This window comes from Oceanicaulis sp. (assembly GCF_051859625.1).
Lineage (GTDB): Bacteria > Pseudomonadota > Alphaproteobacteria > Caulobacterales > Maricaulaceae > Oceanicaulis.
The window spans coordinates 1,264,784-1,281,292 of record NZ_JBHYFH010000001.1; the positions used below are offsets into that span (position 1 = coordinate 1,264,784).

19 protein-coding genes are annotated in these 16,509 nt (G+C 62.6%); 4 read left to right on the forward strand and 15 right to left on the reverse strand.

Annotated elements, in window-relative coordinates:
- Positions 1 to 14: 14 nt before the first annotated feature.
- The 12 genes from pheT to ACTIGF_RS06135 form a co-directional block, all read right to left on the reverse strand.
- On the reverse strand, positions 15 to 2,405 hold the full coding sequence (gene pheT / locus ACTIGF_RS06080) for a phenylalanine--tRNA ligase subunit beta (protein WP_439636012.1): 2,391 nt from the start codon (positions 2,403 to 2,405) through the stop codon (positions 15 to 17).
- Between the two features lie 25 nt (positions 2,406 to 2,430).
- Entirely contained in the window at positions 2,431 to 2,988 is a 558-nt protein-coding gene (locus tag ACTIGF_RS06085) for a hypothetical protein (protein ID WP_439636013.1), read from the reverse strand.
- A 10-nt stretch (positions 2,989 to 2,998) separates the two neighbouring features.
- On the reverse strand, positions 2,999 to 4,072 hold the full coding sequence (gene pheS / locus ACTIGF_RS06090) for a phenylalanine--tRNA ligase subunit alpha (RefSeq protein WP_439636014.1): 1,074 nt from the start codon (positions 4,070 to 4,072) through the stop codon (positions 2,999 to 3,001).
- 2 nt (positions 4,073 to 4,074) lie between these two features.
- The gene (locus tag ACTIGF_RS06095) at positions 4,075 to 4,527 is read right to left on the reverse strand and encodes a GNAT family N-acetyltransferase (RefSeq protein ID WP_439636015.1); all 453 of its coding nucleotides are present in this window, start codon (positions 4,525 to 4,527) and stop codon (positions 4,075 to 4,077) included.
- A gap of 86 nt (positions 4,528 to 4,613) precedes the next feature.
- Complete coding sequence (gene rplT / locus ACTIGF_RS06100) at positions 4,614 to 4,973, reverse strand: 50S ribosomal protein L20 (RefSeq protein WP_439636016.1); 360 nt, start codon at positions 4,971 to 4,973, stop codon at positions 4,614 to 4,616.
- Between the two features lie 49 nt (positions 4,974 to 5,022).
- Positions 5,023 to 5,226 (reverse strand): 50S ribosomal protein L35, encoded by a 204-nt coding sequence (rpmI, locus tag ACTIGF_RS06105; RefSeq protein WP_028284624.1) that lies wholly within the window; start codon positions 5,224 to 5,226, stop codon positions 5,023 to 5,025.
- A gap of 188 nt (positions 5,227 to 5,414) precedes the next feature.
- The gene (locus tag ACTIGF_RS06110) at positions 5,415 to 7,184 is read right to left on the reverse strand and encodes a hypothetical protein (protein ID WP_439636017.1); all 1,770 of its coding nucleotides are present in this window, start codon (positions 7,182 to 7,184) and stop codon (positions 5,415 to 5,417) included.
- Between the two features lie 126 nt (positions 7,185 to 7,310).
- On the reverse strand, positions 7,311 to 7,772 hold the full coding sequence (locus tag ACTIGF_RS06115) for a peptidase S1 (protein WP_439636018.1): 462 nt from the start codon (positions 7,770 to 7,772) through the stop codon (positions 7,311 to 7,313).
- Between the two features lie 101 nt (positions 7,773 to 7,873).
- A complete protein-coding gene (locus ACTIGF_RS06120) occupies positions 7,874 to 8,821 on the reverse strand; it encodes a peptidase (protein ID WP_439636019.1) in 948 nt (315 codons plus the stop codon).
- 222 nt (positions 8,822 to 9,043) lie between these two features.
- Positions 9,044 to 9,583 (reverse strand): translation initiation factor IF-3, encoded by a 540-nt coding sequence (infC, locus tag ACTIGF_RS06125; protein ID WP_040705371.1) that lies wholly within the window; start codon positions 9,581 to 9,583, stop codon positions 9,044 to 9,046.
- A 100-nt stretch (positions 9,584 to 9,683) separates the two neighbouring features.
- The gene (locus ACTIGF_RS06130; protein WP_439636020.1) at positions 9,684 to 10,670 is read right to left on the reverse strand and encodes a glycosyltransferase family 9 protein; all 987 of its coding nucleotides are present in this window, start codon (positions 10,668 to 10,670) and stop codon (positions 9,684 to 9,686) included.
- A gap of 4 nt (positions 10,671 to 10,674) precedes the next feature.
- Positions 10,675 to 11,793, reverse strand: coding sequence for a glycosyltransferase family 4 protein (locus ACTIGF_RS06135; protein ID WP_439636021.1), 1,119 nt, complete (start codon positions 11,791 to 11,793; stop codon positions 10,675 to 10,677).
- An 80-nt stretch (positions 11,794 to 11,873) separates the two neighbouring features.
- Here ACTIGF_RS06135 and ACTIGF_RS06140 point away from each other — a divergent pair, with 80 nt between their 5' ends.
- Positions 11,874 to 12,644 carry an alpha/beta fold hydrolase gene (locus tag ACTIGF_RS06140; protein ID WP_439636022.1) on the forward strand — a complete coding sequence of 257 codons (771 nt, stop codon included), beginning with the start codon at positions 11,874 to 11,876 and terminating at the stop codon, positions 12,642 to 12,644.
- On the opposite strand, the gene ACTIGF_RS06145 is transcribed toward ACTIGF_RS06140, so the two are convergent.
- Positions 12,641 to 13,489 (reverse strand): NAD(P)H-binding protein, encoded by an 849-nt coding sequence (locus ACTIGF_RS06145; protein WP_439636023.1) that lies wholly within the window; start codon positions 13,487 to 13,489, stop codon positions 12,641 to 12,643. The genes ACTIGF_RS06140 and ACTIGF_RS06145 overlap by 4 nt on opposite strands.
- 62 nt (positions 13,490 to 13,551) lie before the next feature.
- Between ACTIGF_RS06145 and ACTIGF_RS06150 the strand changes: the two genes are divergently transcribed.
- The 3 genes from ACTIGF_RS06150 to ACTIGF_RS06160 all read left to right on the forward strand — a co-directional run bounded on the left by ACTIGF_RS06150 (position 13,552) and on the right by ACTIGF_RS06160 (position 15,019).
- Positions 13,552 to 14,184, forward strand: a complete 633-nt coding sequence (locus tag ACTIGF_RS06150; protein WP_439636024.1) for a tetratricopeptide repeat protein — start codon at positions 13,552 to 13,554, stop codon at positions 14,182 to 14,184.
- 60 nt (positions 14,185 to 14,244) lie between these two features.
- Complete coding sequence (locus ACTIGF_RS06155) at positions 14,245 to 14,400, forward strand: hypothetical protein (protein WP_439636025.1); 156 nt, start codon at positions 14,245 to 14,247, stop codon at positions 14,398 to 14,400.
- A 100-nt stretch (positions 14,401 to 14,500) separates the two neighbouring features.
- A complete protein-coding gene (locus ACTIGF_RS06160; RefSeq protein ID WP_439636026.1) occupies positions 14,501 to 15,019 on the forward strand; it encodes a CC0125/CC1285 family lipoprotein in 519 nt (172 codons plus the stop codon).
- Between the two features lie 76 nt (positions 15,020 to 15,095).
- Here the strand turns inward: ACTIGF_RS06160 and ACTIGF_RS06165 are convergent, their stop codons facing one another.
- Positions 15,096 to 15,380, reverse strand: coding sequence for a TMEM165/GDT1 family protein (locus tag ACTIGF_RS06165; protein WP_439636027.1), 285 nt, complete (start codon positions 15,378 to 15,380; stop codon positions 15,096 to 15,098).
- A 158-nt stretch (positions 15,381 to 15,538) separates the two neighbouring features.
- Entirely contained in the window at positions 15,539 to 16,312 is a 774-nt protein-coding gene (locus tag ACTIGF_RS06170) for an SDR family NAD(P)-dependent oxidoreductase (protein ID WP_439636028.1), read from the reverse strand.
- Positions 16,313 to 16,509 lie beyond the last annotated feature (197 nt).

Here is a 16,509-nt window from a genome sequence, read left to right on the forward strand (position 1 = left end):
GCGTTGTCATATCTCTAGCCGCGCAAGCTCGCGCCGGCCTTCTGGGCGTTGGCGATGAGCTTGGCGCTGATCGCCTCGATCTCCTTGTCGGTCAGGGTCTTGTCGCTCGGCTGGATGGTGACTTCCAACGCCAGCGAGACCTGGCCTTCAGGCACGCCTTGGCCTTGATAGACGTCAAACAGCGCCACATCGGTGATGAGCTGTTTCTCGGCGCCCTTCACGGCCTTGATCAGTTCGGCGGCCGGGGCCGACGCCTCCATCAGGAAGGCGAAGTCGCGCTTCACCGCCATCAGGTCAGACAACTCCAGCGCCGGGCGCGCCTTGAGGGCTTTCTTCTTTGCGGACGGAATTGCGTTGAGGAACACCTCAAACGCCAGCACCCGGCCATCCACATCCAGCGCCTTGAGCGTTTTGGGGTGAATCTCGCCAAACTCCGCCAGCACTTTCGGCCCCAGATGCAGCACGCCTGACCGGCCTGGATGCCAATGCTCACGCGCATCCGCGGTCACTTGCAGCTTCTCAACCGGGGCGCCGGCGGCTTCGAGCGCCGCCAGGGCGTCCGCCTTGATGTCAAAGACATCCGGCGCGCCCTCGCCCCGCCAGTCGCGCGCTGCGACCACGCGGCGCACGCCAGACACCACGGTCTGCTGACCGGTCGGGCTGTCATTGAGATAGATCGGACCCGCCTCGAAATACCGCGCATCGTCAAAGCCGCGATCAGCGCTTTTCTGAACGCTGGTCAGAAGATGAACCAGCGCGGACGGGCGCATCACATCAAGCTCCGAGCTGATCGGGTTCTCCAGAACAAGCCCGTCGCCCACGCCACCGAACAGATCGGCTTGATCATTGCGGCAGAAGGACCAGGTGATCGCTTCGCGATAGCCGCGGTTCGCCGCCGCCCGGCGCGCCGCGCGCACGCGATTTTGCAGCTCCGTGGCCGGCGCCTCGAACCGCTCGCCTTCGGGACGGCGGAAGGAGACGACCGGCAGATTGTCATAGCCGGCGATCCGCGCCACATCCTCGATGAGGTCGGCCTGCTGGGAGCAATCGCGCCGCCAGCTCGGCACGCTGACCGTCCAGCGATCGCCGCGGGTGACGCCGAAGCCCAAAGACACCAGGATCGCCTCGATGCGGTCTTCAGAGAGCTCAAGGCCCAGCAGGCGCTTGATGCGGAACGGGTCAAAGACAATGTCATCCGGACGCGCCGGGGACTCCCCGGACACCGTGACCTCAGAGGCTTCGCCGCCGCCATATTCAAGGATCAGCGCGGTGGCCAGCTCGATGCCATCGACCGGGCTTTCGGGATCCACGCCGCGCTCGAAGCGGTATTTGGCGTCTGACTCAATGCCCAGCTCGCGCGCGGATTTGCGGATGATGGCGGGATCAAACCAGGCGCTCTCGATGAAAACGTCCGTCGTCTCGGACGAACAGCCCGAATACTGGCCGCCCATGATGCCCCCAAGGCCCAGCGCGCGCTCATCATCAGCGATCACGCAATGGGTTTCGGACGGGGTGTAGGTCTTCTCATCGAGCGCCACATGCTGGTCCGCCTCGCCCCGGCCCTTACGGGCGTAGAGCACCGGGCCGATCTTCGCGAGATCATAGACATGCAGCGGGCGCGCATAGTCGAACGAGACATAGTTGGTCACGTCCACCAGCAGATTCTTGGGTTTGATGCCGATCGCGGTCAGCCGCTTCTGCATCCATTCGGGCGAGGGGCCGTTCCTGACGCCCTTGATGACCCGCCCGGCAAAGATCGGGCAGGCTTCAGGCCAGTCGAGCTTCACCGTCACCGGGCAGGGGAAGCTGCCGGGGATCGCCTTAACCGGACCGGTCTTCAGCGTGCCGGCGCCGGCCGCCGCGAGATCGCGCGCAATGCCGTAAACGCCCAGCCAATCAGGCCGGTTCGGGGTGACTTCGAAATCGATCACCGGGTCATTAACGCCCAGCGCCTCGGCGGCGGGGGTGCCCACCGGCCAGTCGCCGGTCAGGTCGGCGATGCCGTCATGATCCTCGCCCGCCTCGATCTCCTTGGTCGAGCACATCATGCCATAGCTCTCAACGCCGCGGATCTTGCGCGGTTTCTTGTCGAGGCTGAAATCAAGGCCGGGGATGTAGGCGCCCAGCGGGGCGTAAATGGCGGTCATGCCTGCGCGCGCATTGGGCGCGCCGCAGACGATCTGTTTCTCGCCGTCTTTGGTCTCCACCGTGCAGATGCGCAGCTTGTCCGCATCCGGGTGCGGCTGAGCGTCTTTCACATAGGCGGTGGAGAACGCCTCAAGCTTGGCGGCGGGATTTTCGATCTCTTCGATCTCCAGACCCGCCATGGTCATCGCCTCGTCCAGCTGGTCGAGGGTCAGATCGGTGTCCAGATGCTCTTTGAGCCAGGAATAGGTGAATTTCATCGGTCAGGTCCAAAGGGTCGGAGAATTAGAGTTGGCTGACGCCACGGACAGGGCAGGCGTCCACAGATTCAGGTTTCGGGGTGGCGGCCCCACTTGTGTGCGCGATCCAGCATTCGTCCAGAACCGAGCAATAACACACGTCCACGCTGTAATTGCTGGCGAGGTCGTACATCATATCGACCGCGTCATCGTCTTCAGCGCGCGGCGCCTGGAAGGCGAAGACCTCCACCGTATCGCCGGCGCCGATAATGCGCCCGGTGACGCTGGTGGCGGAGCGACCGGTATGACCGGGGAACAGCTCTGACAGCGCCTCAAGATCAGGCACAAGCGCGTCCTGGTAATAGACGGAGATGGCGTCGATCCGCGCCGGTCCCACGCCCGCATTCTGGATGTTCAGCCCCTGCACGATGTCAGCGTCCCGCTGGGTGGAAAAACCATCCACCTGCAGAGCGGGCCAGACCGAGGCGCGGATTTCCTGACGCATGACCCGGCCCTGATCCCAGGCGACAAACAGCGCAATGAGCGCTGCAATCGCGGCGGCCAGCGTGCCGAAGGCCTGCAGATAATCAGAGTTGAGCCGCATCGCCGGTCTCCTAGCTCAAACCGGTGGCGAGGTTCGCCTGCAGGAGCGGGCTGAAGCCATAATGGCTCAGCCAGCGCGTATCAGGCTCGAAGAAAGGCCGCAGATCGGGCATGCCGTATTTGAGCATGGCGAGACGATCCACGCCCATGCCGAAAGCGAAGCCCTGATACTCGTCCGGGTCGAGACCACAGGACTTGATCACATTGGGGTGGACCATGCCGCAGCCCAGGATCTCCATCCATTTGTCGCCAGAGCCCACTTTCACCGCATCGCCCACGCGCTCATAGCGCACGTCCATCTCCGCGCTCGGCTCGGTGAAGGGGAAGTGGTGGGGGCGGAAGCGCGCCTCGACGGTGTCGGTCTCAAAGAAAGCCGCGACAAAATCCATCAGACAGCCCTTGAGGTGACCCATATGGGTCTCCTTGTCGATGACGAGGCCTTCGACCTGATGAAACATCGGCGTATGGGTCTGGTCCCAGTCACAGCGATAGACCCGGCCCGGCGCAATGATGCGGATCGGCGGCTTGGAGTTGAGCATGGTGCGGATCTGCACCGGGCTCGTATGCGTGCGCAGGACTTTCGGCGTCTCGCCCTCGGCCGCCTTCATGAAGAAGGTGTCGTGAGTGTCACGCGCGGGGTGATCCTCGGGGAAGTTCAGGGCCGTGAAGTTGTGAAAATCGTCTTCCACGTCCGGGCCTTCAGCGACCGCAAAGCCCATGTCGGCGAAGATCACCGCCAGCTCTTCCATCACCTGCGCCACCGGATGCAGCGAGCCTTGCGCCTCGCGCTTCACGGGCCGGGTGACGTCCACCGTCTCGCTAGCGAGCGCCGCGTTCAGGGCTGCGTCTTCCAAAGTGGTCTTGCGCGCCTCAAGAAGCGTGTTGAGGCGGTCCTTGAGACCGTTCAGGGCCGGGCCCATCACCTGACGCTCTTCCGGGCTCATCTTGCCTAGCTCGCGCATTTTCAGGGACACCTCGCCCTTCTTGCCCAGCGCCCCCACGCGCAGGGCGTCAAGCGCGGCGAGATCGGACGCCGCTTCAATGTCAGCGGACAGGCGAGTTTCGAGTGATTTCAGATCGTCCATTATCAGTCGCTCTTGGTAGGGCTCGAATAGATGTCAGGCCGTACGATTTGCATGAAAGTTTCAGGCGCGGCTAGGGGTTCAAACCCAATACCTGCGTATAGGCTGTGTGCATCGCGTGTGGCCAGCATGATCCGACGCAACTGCGCCAGCTCAGGCAGGGCGAAAATCTGGTCCATCATCCAGCGTCCGGTTCCGCCGCGATAGGCCGAAAGCACGAAAACATCGGCCAGATACGCAAAGGTGGCGTGGTCTGTGATCAAGCGTGCAAACCCGATCTGCCCGGCCTCCAGCGTGTACAATCCGAAGCACCAGCTGTTTGTGATCGCGCGGTCCATCACAGACCGCGGCAAGCCAGGCGACCAGTAGGACTGGCTCAGCTCCCGATGCATGAGGTCAAGATCCAGTCTTGCCGGATCATCGCTCAGCTCCAGGCCATCCTCGCGTTGCACAAGCATGATCGCCTTGCTCCAAACAGAAAAACGCCCGCCTGCAGGGTCTGCAGGCGGGCGCTTGTCACAAGCTGTCGAACAAAAAGTCCGACTTAGCCCTGCAGAGCCTGCTTGGCCTGAGCGACCAGGGAAGCGAAGGCTTCGGGCTCATGCACGGCGATATCGGCGAGAACCTTGCGGTCCAGCTCGATGCCAGCCTTGTTGAGCCCGTCCATAAAGCGGGCGTAGGTGAAGTCGTTCAGACGCGCAGCGGCGTTGATCCGCTGGATCCAGAGCGCACGGAAGGTGCGCTTCTTGGCGCGGCGGTCGCGATACGCGTACTGACCAGCCTTCTCCACCGCCTGGTTGGCGGTACGGAAGGTGTTCTTGCGACGGCCATAATAGCCTTTCGCCTGATCAAGAACTTTCTTTTTCCGGGCGTGACGGGCCGGGCCGGAGGACACTCGAGCCATTCGGGCTGTCTCCTAAATCTTTTTAAAAGGTGGGCTTAGCCGTTCCGCCTTAGCGGTTGTACGGCATGTAAGAGCGCTTGACGACTTTAGCGTCCGGAGCCGCCAGCGCGGAGGTGCCGCGCTTTTGACGGATCTGTTTCGGGGTCCGCTTGATCATGCCGTGGCGCTTGCCCGCCGGGCCGGCCATCACTTTACCAGAGGCCGTGACCTTGAAGCGTTTTTTGGCGCTTGATTTGGTCTTCAGTTTCGACATTTCGCTCTCCATTCCTGCGGGGAAATCCAGCCGTTCAGGACCAGTCTTTCCAGCGTTCTCAGCCGCCCGGCATGTCGATGAAGCCGGGGTGGCTGGTGAGTAAGAGCGGGGGTTATACGCGCCCCCGCTCAAAATGCAAGGCGCCCCGGACCGGCCGGGGCGCCTTTTATACCGTGTCGCAACGCCGATTAATCGTTCGGCGCGTCGAACTCCGAAATCATCAGCTGCGCAGAAGCCGGCTGGCCGCTGAACACGCCGACATAAATGTCATAGACGCCGCTCAGCGCGCGGTCGAACTGCAGAGCCGGGCTAAGACCGGGTCCGCTATCATCATCACAACGCCAGCTGCCGTCGGGCATGTTGATCGCCAGGGTCGTATCCCGGTCGCCTTCCACATAGATCGACAGCGGGCCGTTCTCGCCGCTCCAGGTCAATTCGGCCGTCGGCGCTGCGGTGTAGTTGCCGCTGCACCAATCCGCATCCGAGGAAATGCCGGACGAACTCGCCTCGAGCGGGCCGCCCGCCTGGACTGAAATCCGGTAGGGATCCGGCACGAACCCCGCCTCCAGATCATGATCGCCGTACATCGCCGGCAAGCTCAGATCCACACGCGAATTGATCGGGTCGGCGCCGCCGCCGATCTCGGAGACGTAAAGCGTCGCCGGAGACGTCTCGCTGTCGCCGTAGAAGCGTCCCACATAGATGTCATAGACACCGCTTTGCGGATTATTGATCTCAAGGACCGGGTTGAGGCCCGCGCCGCTGTCATCGTCACACATCCAGGCGCCATCCGGCCCGTTCACCACCAGCGTCGTATCGTCATCAGAGACAGCCGAGATGAAGAGCGGCGACTCTCCGGCTTCAAAGTCGAGCTCGAAGGTCGGCGCGCGCGTGACGTCGCCGTTGCAATAGCCCACGGACACGACGCCGTCCTGCACCGCCATATTGGCCTCGATCGGCCCGCCGGCCTGCACGTCGACCGCCATGGGATCCGGTACGAAGCCAGCACGCAGCGCGCGCGAACCAAACAGGGCCGGCTCGGTCAGGTCCAGACGCCGGTCGACGCCCTGATAGCCGATCTCGGAAATCGACAGAACGCCATCCGCGGTCACGCCCCGGTCGCCCAGAAGACCCGTCCAGATCAGATACTCGCCACGTTCGGGATTTTCGACATGAACGCCGGGATTAAGCCCCACGGCATCGTCATTGCACAGCATCTCGCCCGATGGCGTACGCACGGCCAAGACACCGTCGCGGTCGCTTTCCATCGCGATGTACAGCGGCAGCGACCCCGCGCGATAGGTGAGCGCCACATCGGCGGCTTCACCCGAATAGCCAAAACACATATCGCCCAGCTCTTCGAGCCGCGCCTCGCCGCCCGCGACCACGTCGATCAATCGCGGATCATCGCGAAAGCCAGAACGCAGGCGCAGGGCCTGGTCAGCGCGCAGGCTGGCGTTCGGCGACACGCTGAACGGGTTCGTCGTGTCAAAACCGCTTGTGGACGCATGAATCTGGGCCGCAGGCGTGCCGACGCCAGCGGAATAGGTGCCCAGCCACAGCTCGTACACGCCGCGCTCTGCTTTCGCGAACACCAGGCCGGGGTTGAGATCGCCTGCGCCGTCATCATCACAATGCAAGTCGCCGTTCGGGGTGCGGACCACCAACATCGTGTCTTCATCCGCGCCCGCAGAGAGATACAGGTCTTCACCCCCCGCATACTCCACGGTCAGCGTCGGCGCTTCGGTGATGTAGCCGTAGCACCCTTGGCTCAGAAGGTCCGCGCTCCAGGCGCCGCCTGCTCGCACGGCGGTCTGAACCGATCCGTCGCGCAGGCTCAGCCCGCCATAGGCCGGATCGCCGGAGAAAGACTGGGCGGCGGCGGTCGCGCCCAGGCCCAGATTCAACGCAAGCCCCAGAACGGCCGCGGAGGCGGCGTATTTCAGTGATGCAGTCATGTGATCCCCCTGTGAAAACTCAATTTCAGTCACTGTAGGACTGAAATACAGGCCAGATCATGTCGATCTGGCGCCGGGCTCGCGATACCTTGTCACCTGTCCGGACAGGCCGAGCCCTGATTAGACTTATTGGCTGTATAGTTCGGAGATATGCAGATCCGCGGACCGTATCCCGCCACTGGAATACGTCCCGACCCAGATGTCGTATTGACCCGATTGCGGGGCGCTGAAACGGATCGACGGGTTGGAGCCCTCACCGCCATCATCATTGCAGGCCCAGCCGCCGTTCGGGGTGTTGATCACCAGCGTGGTGTCCGCTTCCGAACTGACCGAGATGATCAGCGGCAGAGAGTCGCCAGCGCGGTAATTGAGCCGCAGGTCGGGCGCATTGGCGATATAGCCCGTACATCCGATATTGGAGGCGGAAATAGAACCGCCAGCATCCAGGCTGACCACATAAGGGTCCGGTGAGAACCCGCTATTGAGCGCGATGGTGCCGTATGTGGGGCTCAATGAAACATTCTGAGCGTGTGCGGAAACGGCGATCATGCCGACAGCCGCAACGGCGGTGATCAGACTATAGCGCATCTCAAGACCCTTTCGGTTTCCTGCAATCCTCCTGCCGGCCCTGACGGCTCCCCCATCAAAGCGGTGTGCGCTGACGCGCCTGGGGCGCGTCAGCGAACCGGTTACTTCCGGGACGGGCGGTAGCCCATTTCAATCTCGGAAATCATCAGCGTGGTCTGACGCTCACCCTGTGAATAGGTGCCCACATAGATGTCATAAACGCCTCGGGTGGAGCTGTTGAACTCGATCCCGGCATCCGTGCCGATCTCATCGTCAGAGCAATACCACTGACCATCCGGGCCATTGATCGCGAGCGTCGTGTCCGCATCCCCGTCCGTATAGATGTAGAGATCGCCATAGCCGTTATAATCAAGCTCGACACTGGGTTCGCGCGTGACATAGCCGCGGCAGGAACCACTGCCATATTCCAGCGCGTCACTGACCGAAACCGAACCGCCCGCCGTCAGACGCAGCTGGTAGGGATCGGGCAGGAAGCCGCCATTCAGCGTGATGTCGGCGAAACGGGACGCCAGAGAGATGTCCAGGCCGCCGCCATAATCATAGCCGCCCGCGCCGCTGCCTGCGCTGTCACGCGTGTACTCGCCGAGTTCAGAAACGAACAAGGTCGCAGGAACGCCAGAACCGCTCAGATAGGTGCCCACCCAGACATCATACCGGCCAGAAGACGGGTTTGAGAACCGCACCAGCGGATTGAGCGGGCTTTCCGCGCCGTCGTCATCGCAATACCAGCGACCATCCGGGCCATTAATGACCAGCGTGGTGTCTGCGTCTGAATCCACCGAGAAAATCAGCGGGAAAGAGCCGGCGCTGTAATTGACCGAAAAGTCCGGCGCATTGGCGATATAACCGCGGCAATCGGAGAACCGATCCTGAGCGCGGATCGATCCGCCCGCCGTCAGATTGCGCACATAAGGATCCGGCGAAAAACCGGCGCTCAAGGTCGCCCGACCAAAGGAGGGCGGCTCAGTAAAGTCCTGAGCCAGAGCCGTCGGTACAGCGAAAAGCGCCGCCGCAATAACACTGGCCGTCAGCGTTGCAGATTTCATCATGATTTGGTCCCCCGTATTCCCCCGCAGCAAGCTGCGGATCATCCGCATACCTTAAGCAGGCTTGGTTAAAAGGGCCAGATCGAACCTTGACCGACAAACCCTTTTTTCAAAAAATCGCAAGGACCATTGTGACGATGGAATCTGAACGGCGCATGAAAAAACCCTACCGCTCAAAGCGATAGGGTTTTTTAAAACCGAGATGCGGCGAAACGTCCGTAAACGCTAGCGCGGAGCCATCACCATAATCATCTGACGGCCTTCAAGCTTGGGTTCGAACTCGACCTTGGCGACCTCGTTGAAGTCCGCCTTGACGCGGTTCATCACATCCATGCCGCGTTCCTGGTGCGCCATTTCGCGCCCCCGGAACCGCAGGGTGACTTTGACCTTGTCGCCATCCTCGAAGAACCGGGTCATGGCTTTGGTTTTGACCTGGTAATCGTGGATGTCGATGTTCGGACGCATTTTGATTTCCTTGACGTCCTGGGTCTTCTGTTTCTTTCGAGCTTCAGCCTTTTTCTTTTGCTCTTGGTATTTGAGCTTGCCGTAATCGACGATCTTACAGACCGGCGGGTTGGCGTTCGGCGAAACTTCTACAAGGTCAAGACCAACCTCTGACGCGGCTTCAAGCGCTGCGTCAATTGGCATTTCACCTTGTTTTTCCCCAGATTCATCAATTAACAGAACCCGCGGTACGCGGATTTCTCTGTTGATGCGCGGCCCTTCTTTCTTAGGCGGGGGCGCGGCATGCGGACGTCGTGCTATGCGTCTTCTCCATGGCGACTGCGAGTGGAACGCGCAAAGTAACTGACTTTGCGCGTGAGCGGTAGCGAATACCGCGAACAACAGGCGAAAATCAAGGTTGTCACGCCGCGTTTGAGGCGTCAGCGAAGCCTCCAGCGCAGCGCATGGCCTGCACAGCCTCTTTTGCATTGATCTGCGCCAGGGTCGGCGCGTGCATCAGCAAGGTGGGCGACAAGCCCCGCGGCGCGCTCTCCAGCGGCGCGTTTTCACCGGGATGGAAGAGCACCGCAGGCGATCCGGCGGCGGCCATCAGATGCAGCAATCCGGCCGCCTCGCCAAAGGCGCAGCTGGCCTTGCGGCCAAGCCCGGCCAGCTGAATCAGGTTCGCCCGTCCGGTCAGGTCGCGGGCGCCCGGCGTCACATGAGCCACATAGCGGCCCACTTCGCGCGTGTTCGGCCCGCCCACGATCACCGGCTCCACGCCCGTCTCCAGCAGCTCATGCGCCAAAGACGCCCAGCGCTCTTTCGGCCAGCGCTGCGCGGGCAGCACGTCTTCGCCAGCGGGCGCGAACAAGGCGTAGCGACCCAGAAGTCCGAAATAGGCCGGCTCCAAAGTGCGCGAGCGTTTGGCGACGAAATCAATCCAGCTCAGATCCGGCGGCGGCGCCTCGCCCAGAAGGTATGTGGTGGGCCCCAGGCCCGCCTCGCCCAGCTGGGCGGCCATCTGTTCAAGCGGGTGCCCCGGACGATCAGACCGCGGCGCAGCGCTGACCCAGCGCGTTTTGGAGAAGCGGACGGCGCGACCAATCTTTTTCGCGCCTTCGCTGCCGCACAGGTCATAAATCACGTCAAAGCCCGAATTGCGGGCCGCCTTGAGCCGGTCAAAGAAATTGCGCTTCGCGGTGTCGTCGAGATTGGTCTCGACCGCGTTGAAATAGGGGCAATGCTTAAGCAGGCCCTCATATTCCTCGCCGCACAGCAGCGTGATCCGCGCCTTGCGGTGATGATCGCGGATCATCTTGGCGGGCGCCAGCATGCGCACCACGTCAGTGAGCGCGCCTTCATGGATCACCAGGATCTGTTCTTTGTCAGCTTCGTCTTCGGACATGGGCTTAGTCTAGAAGCTCCCGATAGACCCGCAAGGTGGCTTGTTGCAGTTGCACCTTGGAAAAATGCGTTCTGACCCGCTTGCGCGCAGCCAGCGCCAGAGTGTTGGCGCCTTCAGCGTTCAGTGACAAGGCGGCTTTGACCGCTTTAGCCCAGGCGTCCGCATCACCCGGCGCCGCCCGCCAGCCGGTTTCGCCGTCGCGAACCACTTCGCGCGCGCCGCCATGATCGGCGACGATCACTCGCGCGCCCATGGCCTGGGCTTCTGCGGCGGTGCGCCCGAACGCTTCAGGCTCGAGCGAGGGACAAACCACCAGATCCGCCGCCAGATACGCCGCCGCAATGTCTGTCGTATGGCCAGGCAGGGCCAGATCGACGCCCGCTGCGTCCGCCGCCGCTTTGAGTTCCGCCTGATAGTCAGGTTTGTCGGCCCCTTCGCCCAGACACACCAGCAAAGGGCCGGGATCGAGCCTGAGCCGCGCCAGCGCCTCGATCATCAACAGCTGGCCCTTCCAGCGGGTCAGGCGTCCAGGCAGCACGATGGCCAGCTTTTCCGGCCCGGCGCCCCAGGCCGCGCGATGCGCCCTAATCCGTTCAGGATTGACCAGCGCCGGATCAAACTGGTCAAGATCCACGCCGCGCGGGATGACGCGCAGGCGGCTCGGCTCGATCTCATGCTCTTCACGCACATGCCGGGCGGTGAATTCTGAATTGGCGATCACAAGGTCGCCTTGCGCCATGATCGAGTTATACCAGCGCTTGAGACGAGATTTGGCTTTGTAAAAGCCGTGATAGGTGGTCACGAACGGGATTTGCGTGCGCCGCGCCGCCCATTTCGCACTCCAGGCTGGCGCGCGGGAGCGGGCGTGAATAATGTCGATGCTCTCAGCGCGGATCAGCTGCGCCAGCTTGTCCGCATTGGTCCAGACCTTGAGCGGGTTCTTGGTGTCCATCTCCAGCGTCACATGGCGTGCGCCCAGCGCTTCAAGATCAGCGACCAGACGCCCCCCGCTGCTGGCCACGACAGCCTGACCGCCATCGGCCAGAATGGCTTCGGCCATTTCAATGACCGTGCGCTCCGCGCCGCCCGCATGCATCTGGGGGATAACCTGCAAGATGTTCAAACGCGTTCGCCTTTTCACGGCGGGCATGTTGACGGCCCGCGATATGATCAGATAACCGCGACCGGCCCGGTCCGTAAACCATGAGCGCCGCACTGGAGGCCGATGAGATGACCCAGCCTGAACACCTCGACCGCCCCGGCCAGCCCCGCCTCGCCTATGTCGCCCGTCCCGGACAGGGGCCTAGCGTGATGTTTCTGGGCGGTTTCAAGTCGGACATGACCGGAACCAAGGCCACAGCGCTGCAGGACTGGGCGGATCAGACGGACCGCGCCTATCTGCGCTTTGACTACAGCGCGCACGGCGCGTCCGAAGGCGCCTGGCAGGACGCGACGGTCAGCCAATGGCGCCAGGATGCGCTGGACATGCTCGACCAGCGCACGGATGGGCCGCAAATCCTCGTAGGATCATCCATGGGCGGCTGGATGGCGCTTTTGGCGGCGATGGCGCGCCCTGACCGGGTGAAAGCGCTGGTGCTGATCGCACCGGCGGCGGATTTCACCGAAAGCCTGATCTGGGAGCAATTGCCCTTCCATATCCGCGAGCAGATCGAAGCCGAAGGCCAATGGCTGCGGCCCAACGCCTATGGCGAGCCCTACGCCATCACCAAAACCCTGATTGAGGATGGCCGCAATTGGAGCCTTCTGGACGCGCCCATTCCCTTTGACGGCCCCGTGCGCATCCTGCACGGCTGGCAAGACAAGGACGTACCGTGGAGCCATGGCCTGCGCGTGCTCGAACAGCTGACCTCGAATGATGTACGCTATGAGCTGTCCAAAGCAGGCGATCACGGCATGAGCGCGCCGCAAGATCTGGCGGCGCTGGTGCGGCTGATCGAAAGCGTCAGCGGCTAGCGCTGATCCCAGATCGCCTGAAGCCCCTCACGCCAGCTCGGATAGCGCGGCCGCCAGCCCAGCGCCGCCTTGGCGCGCGCGTTCGAAACGCGGCGACATTCCGCATAAAAGCTCGCCTGCATGGGGCTGGCCTTGTCCGGGTCGAACGGTTCGATGCGCGGACCGGGCAGCCCGGCAATCTCAGCCGCGCCGGTCATCACATGAGGCTGGGTGTCCGGCCAATCATCGGCCAGATTGAACGCGCCTTTCGCTTCGGGCTGCTCTAGGCTCAACGCGATCGCCTGGGCGATGTCGTCAGCATGCACGCGGCTGAACACATGGCCGGGCACGTCAAAAACAACCTTGTCCGCCTCCAGCCGGTCAAAGGCGGAGCGGCCAGGGCCATATATCCCCGCCAGTCGAAACAGGCGCGCGCCGTGCTTGAGCCAGTCCGCCTCCGCCGCGGCGCGCCGGATCGAGCGCTGCTGACCGGGGCTGACGGGCTCATATTCGAACGCCCAGCCGCCCTGTCGGTCGCCATAAACGCCGGTGGTGGAGAGATATCCCAGCCATTTCCCGTTCAGGATTTCAGCCGAAAAAGCGGGCAGGAACGGGTCACCCGCCTCGCCCGGCGGGGCGCAGGCGAGCACCGCGTCACAGGCGCTGACCGCCGCGCGCAGGGCGTCATGATCGTCTGGCTTGGCCGGATCGGCGAGGACAGGCTGATAGCCTTGCGCCCGGATCTGTTCGGCCTGCTCGGCGGACCGCGTGCTGGCGTGAACCCGCCAGCCCTCTGCGCTCAGTCGCCGGGCGACCGCTTTGGCGGTGAAGCCGAACCCCAAAAGACAGATGCTGCGTGCGCCCATGGACGTCTCCTTGATCTGGCCGATAGGCTTAGCGCTCAACCCAGCCCGAGGGAAACCCGCCCATGGCGCCTGTGCTCATCGTATCCGTCCTGCTCGCAACTGCGCTCACCCCGGCGCCCAATGATCAAGACCGGCTGCAAGCCTGCCTCGGCGCCATTCAGGACGATGCCGAAGAGGCGTATGAGGATGCGCTGACCTGGCGGCATCAGGGCGGCGGGTGGCCGGCTGAGCATTGCGTCTCTCACGCTTTGATTGCTCTGGGACAGGACGCGCCCGGCGCCCTGCGCCTGCGCGAGGCCGCGATTGACGCGGACATGGCGAGCGATCTGAGCCGCGCCATCATGCTGAGCCAGTCCGGGGACGCCTTTCTGGCCGCTGAGGAATACGATCAGGCCCTGATCAGCTTCACCGCTGGGCTGGACTTCGCCCCGGACGATGCAGGGCTTCTGAGCGGGCTCGCCCGGACCCATCTGGCGCTTGAAGATTTCGCCGCCGCCGAAGACGCCGCCAGCCGCGCCTTGTCCCGCAGCGATGCTTCGCCCTCGCTCTGGCGCCTGCGCGCCGAAGCGCGACTGGGCTTGCAGGCTTATGATGAAGCGCTGAGCGACATTGAAACCGCTCGCGCCCTGGCGCCGGACGATATCGACATCCTGGTGCTCAGAGGCCGGATTATTGACGCGCGACGCACCGGTTAAGACTTTTCAAAAACAACTTTTGAGTGCAATAATTCTCCTGAAACCATACAGGAGGTTGTTATGCGGCGTTCTCTCAGCATTCTGGCGCTCGCCAAAGCCACATCTAGCAAGGCGCATAAAGCAGGACGGGGCCCGACCCTGTCCCCAACAGGGCGTCGTATTCTCAATGCGGACAAGGACACCATCGTCCTGCGAGGCCGGCATATCCTGCTCTAGCGCGGGTCAGCGCCTGCAAGGTTAAATTTGTCTTGCCCATCTTCACTTGGCGCACGCTTCCCCCCATATTCAGGGGAGAGGTCATGAGAGGACTGAGATCATGCTGCGATCCATCACCATCATCACTCTGGCCGCCGTTCTGGCGGGCTGCGCTGGCGGACCCACGCCCTACGCTCCGGCAGGCGACAGCCGATACGGGCTGACCGAGCAACAGGTTGAATCCGACCGGTTTCGCATCAGCTTCAGCGGCAATTCGCTGACAGATCGCGATACGGTGGAGACCTATCTTCTGTATCGCGCCGCCGAGCTGACTTTGGCTCAGGGCTATGACTATTTCCGCCTCGCCCAGCGCGACACCGAAACCGAGACTCGTCTGGTCGGCTCCAGCACCTATGACCGGTTCGGCCTGCAGTATCGCTATTACCATCCCGCCTATGGCTGGTATGGCCGCTACGATCCGTTCTGGAACGATGTGAACATCCGTGAAGTTACGCGCTATGAAGCCATGGCCGAGATCGTTCTGGGCCGCGGCGCGATTCCCGATACGCCAGACGCCTTCAACGCCCGAGAAGTGGTGCAGAATCTGGGGCCGCGGGTTCAGCGTCCCAGCGAAGGCTAAGCAGGCGCTTCCGCCACAGTCTTGAATGCCGACAAACGCGCCCGTTCGTGAGAACGGGCGCGTATCTATTTGAAGATCAGGCGCCGCCCAGCGGACGGAAATGGTCCAGCACCGCCAGCGCGCCCAGTACGATGAACACCACGCCTGAAATCAACTTCAGCGGCAGACGCGCCAGATGCTCGCCCGCATACTGACCGACAAATACAGCGATCGCGGTCGAACAGACCAGCGCCAGCGAAGACGCGGCGAACACCTTCCAGGCCCGGCCGGGATCGCCGGCTGCAAATGCGGCGGAAGCGATTTGCGTCTTGTCGCCCAGCTCGGCGAGAAACACCGCCAGAAATATCGCTGCAAAGCCCATCCTGCTCTCCCTATCGGCATAATCGAGCGTGTCAGACAGGATTTGCGGCGCTTCAGCAAGGCAGGACCGCTGAAAAAGGCAGGCGGCGCCTGGGTCAAATCATAACAAAACCCCGGAGCGAGGCTCCGGGGTTTGTCCTTCCAGCGCTGAAACCGCCCTTATTTCGGGGGCATGCGCGCGCCGGCGTCCAGGCGGACGCATTCGGCGTTGATGTAATCATTGGACACCATGAAGGCGACCAGATCGGCGTATTCCGCCGGGGTGCCGAAGCGCTGCGGGAATTGCAGGTTCGCGGCCAGGTTGGTTTTCACTTCCGGCGGCATCTGCTCATAGATCGGGGTTTCAAAGAAGCCCGGCAGGATGGTGTTCACCCGCACGCCTTCACGCGCCAGATCACGCGCCATCGGCAGGGTCATGCCATAGATCCCGCCCTTGGAGGCGGCGTAGGCGACCTGGCCGATCTGGCCGTCCTGAGCGGCGACGGATGCGGTGTTCACGATCACGCCGCGACCGGACGCATCAGGCTCGAGCTCCAGCATGCCGGCGGCGGAGATCGCTGCGCAATTGAAGCTGCCCACAAGGTTCACATTGATCACCAGCTGGAACTTGTCGAGCTGGTGCATGACGATATCGCCCTTGGAGGACCGGCGTGCGGTCTTTTCAGCCCAGCCAATGCCCGCGCAGTTGACCAGAATCCGTTCCTGACCGTGGGCGGCGCGCGCCTTTTCAAAGCCGGCCTTCACGCTTTCAGGGTCGGCCACATTCACCTTGGCGAAGACGCCGCCCAGTTCCTTGGCGACCGCTTCGCCACGCTCTTCATTGAGGTCAAACAAGGTGACCTTGGCGCCTTCGGCGGCCAGGCGGCGGGCGGTGCCTTCGCCCAGGCCTGACGCACCCCCGGTGACGACAGCTGCGATGCCTTTGAAGTTCATGAAAGTCTCCCCTTTTGGGCTATTATCAATCCAAGGCTGGCGCCGGAGCCCTCCGGCGCGTTCGCAGACTTCATACCGCGCGCGCGAACAAAAGAAAATGCGCCGCCCGAAGGCGAACGTCACAGTCGCGTAGTGCGGAAAGGTCCTCTTCTTTAACCTTGCTTTTCCAGCGCGCCCTATCCCGCATGCCGCACCGC

What these genes read in the sequence shown, in the direction of transcription:
- pheT (WP_439636012.1), bottom strand. Translation starts at nt 2,405, where the DNA reads ATGAAATTCACCTATTCCTGGCTCAAAGAGCATCTGGACACCGATCTG.
- ACTIGF_RS06085 (WP_439636013.1), bottom strand. Translation starts at nt 2,988, where the DNA reads ATGCGGCTCAACTCTGATTATCTGCAGGCCTTCGGCACGCTGGCCGCC.
- pheS (WP_439636014.1), bottom strand. Translation starts at nt 4,072, where the DNA reads ATGGACGATCTGAAATCACTCGAAACTCGCCTGTCCGCTGACATTGAA.
- ACTIGF_RS06095 (WP_439636015.1), bottom strand. Translation starts at nt 4,527, where the DNA reads ATGCTTGTGCAACGCGAGGATGGCCTGGAGCTGAGCGATGATCCGGCA.
- rplT (WP_439636016.1), bottom strand. Translation starts at nt 4,973, where the DNA reads ATGGCTCGAGTGTCCTCCGGCCCGGCCCGTCACGCCCGGAAAAAGAAA.
- rpmI (WP_028284624.1), bottom strand. Translation starts at nt 5,226, where the DNA reads ATGTCGAAACTGAAGACCAAATCAAGCGCCAAAAAACGCTTCAAGGTC.
- ACTIGF_RS06110 (WP_439636017.1), bottom strand. Translation starts at nt 7,184, where the DNA reads ATGACTGCATCACTGAAATACGCCGCCTCCGCGGCCGTTCTGGGGCTT.
- ACTIGF_RS06115 (WP_439636018.1), bottom strand. Translation starts at nt 7,772, where the DNA reads ATGCGCTATAGTCTGATCACCGCCGTTGCGGCTGTCGGCATGATCGCC.
- ACTIGF_RS06120 (WP_439636019.1), bottom strand. Translation starts at nt 8,821, where the DNA reads ATGATGAAATCTGCAACGCTGACGGCCAGTGTTATTGCGGCGGCGCTT.
- ACTIGF_RS06130 (WP_439636020.1), bottom strand. Translation starts at nt 10,670, where the DNA reads ATGTCCGAAGACGAAGCTGACAAAGAACAGATCCTGGTGATCCATGAA.
- ACTIGF_RS06140 (WP_439636022.1), top strand. Translation starts at nt 11,874, where the DNA reads ATGAGCGCCGCACTGGAGGCCGATGAGATGACCCAGCCTGAACACCTC.
- ACTIGF_RS06145 (WP_439636023.1), bottom strand. Translation starts at nt 13,489, where the DNA reads ATGGGCGCACGCAGCATCTGTCTTTTGGGGTTCGGCTTCACCGCCAAA.
- ACTIGF_RS06150 (WP_439636024.1), top strand. Translation starts at nt 13,552, where the DNA reads ATGGCGCCTGTGCTCATCGTATCCGTCCTGCTCGCAACTGCGCTCACC.
- ACTIGF_RS06155 (WP_439636025.1), top strand. Translation starts at nt 14,245, where the DNA reads ATGCGGCGTTCTCTCAGCATTCTGGCGCTCGCCAAAGCCACATCTAGC.
- ACTIGF_RS06160 (WP_439636026.1), top strand. Translation starts at nt 14,501, where the DNA reads ATGCTGCGATCCATCACCATCATCACTCTGGCCGCCGTTCTGGCGGGC.
- ACTIGF_RS06165 (WP_439636027.1), bottom strand. Translation starts at nt 15,380, where the DNA reads ATGGGCTTTGCAGCGATATTTCTGGCGGTGTTTCTCGCCGAGCTGGGC.
- ACTIGF_RS06170 (WP_439636028.1), bottom strand. Translation starts at nt 16,312, where the DNA reads ATGAACTTCAAAGGCATCGCAGCTGTCGTCACCGGGGGTGCGTCAGGC.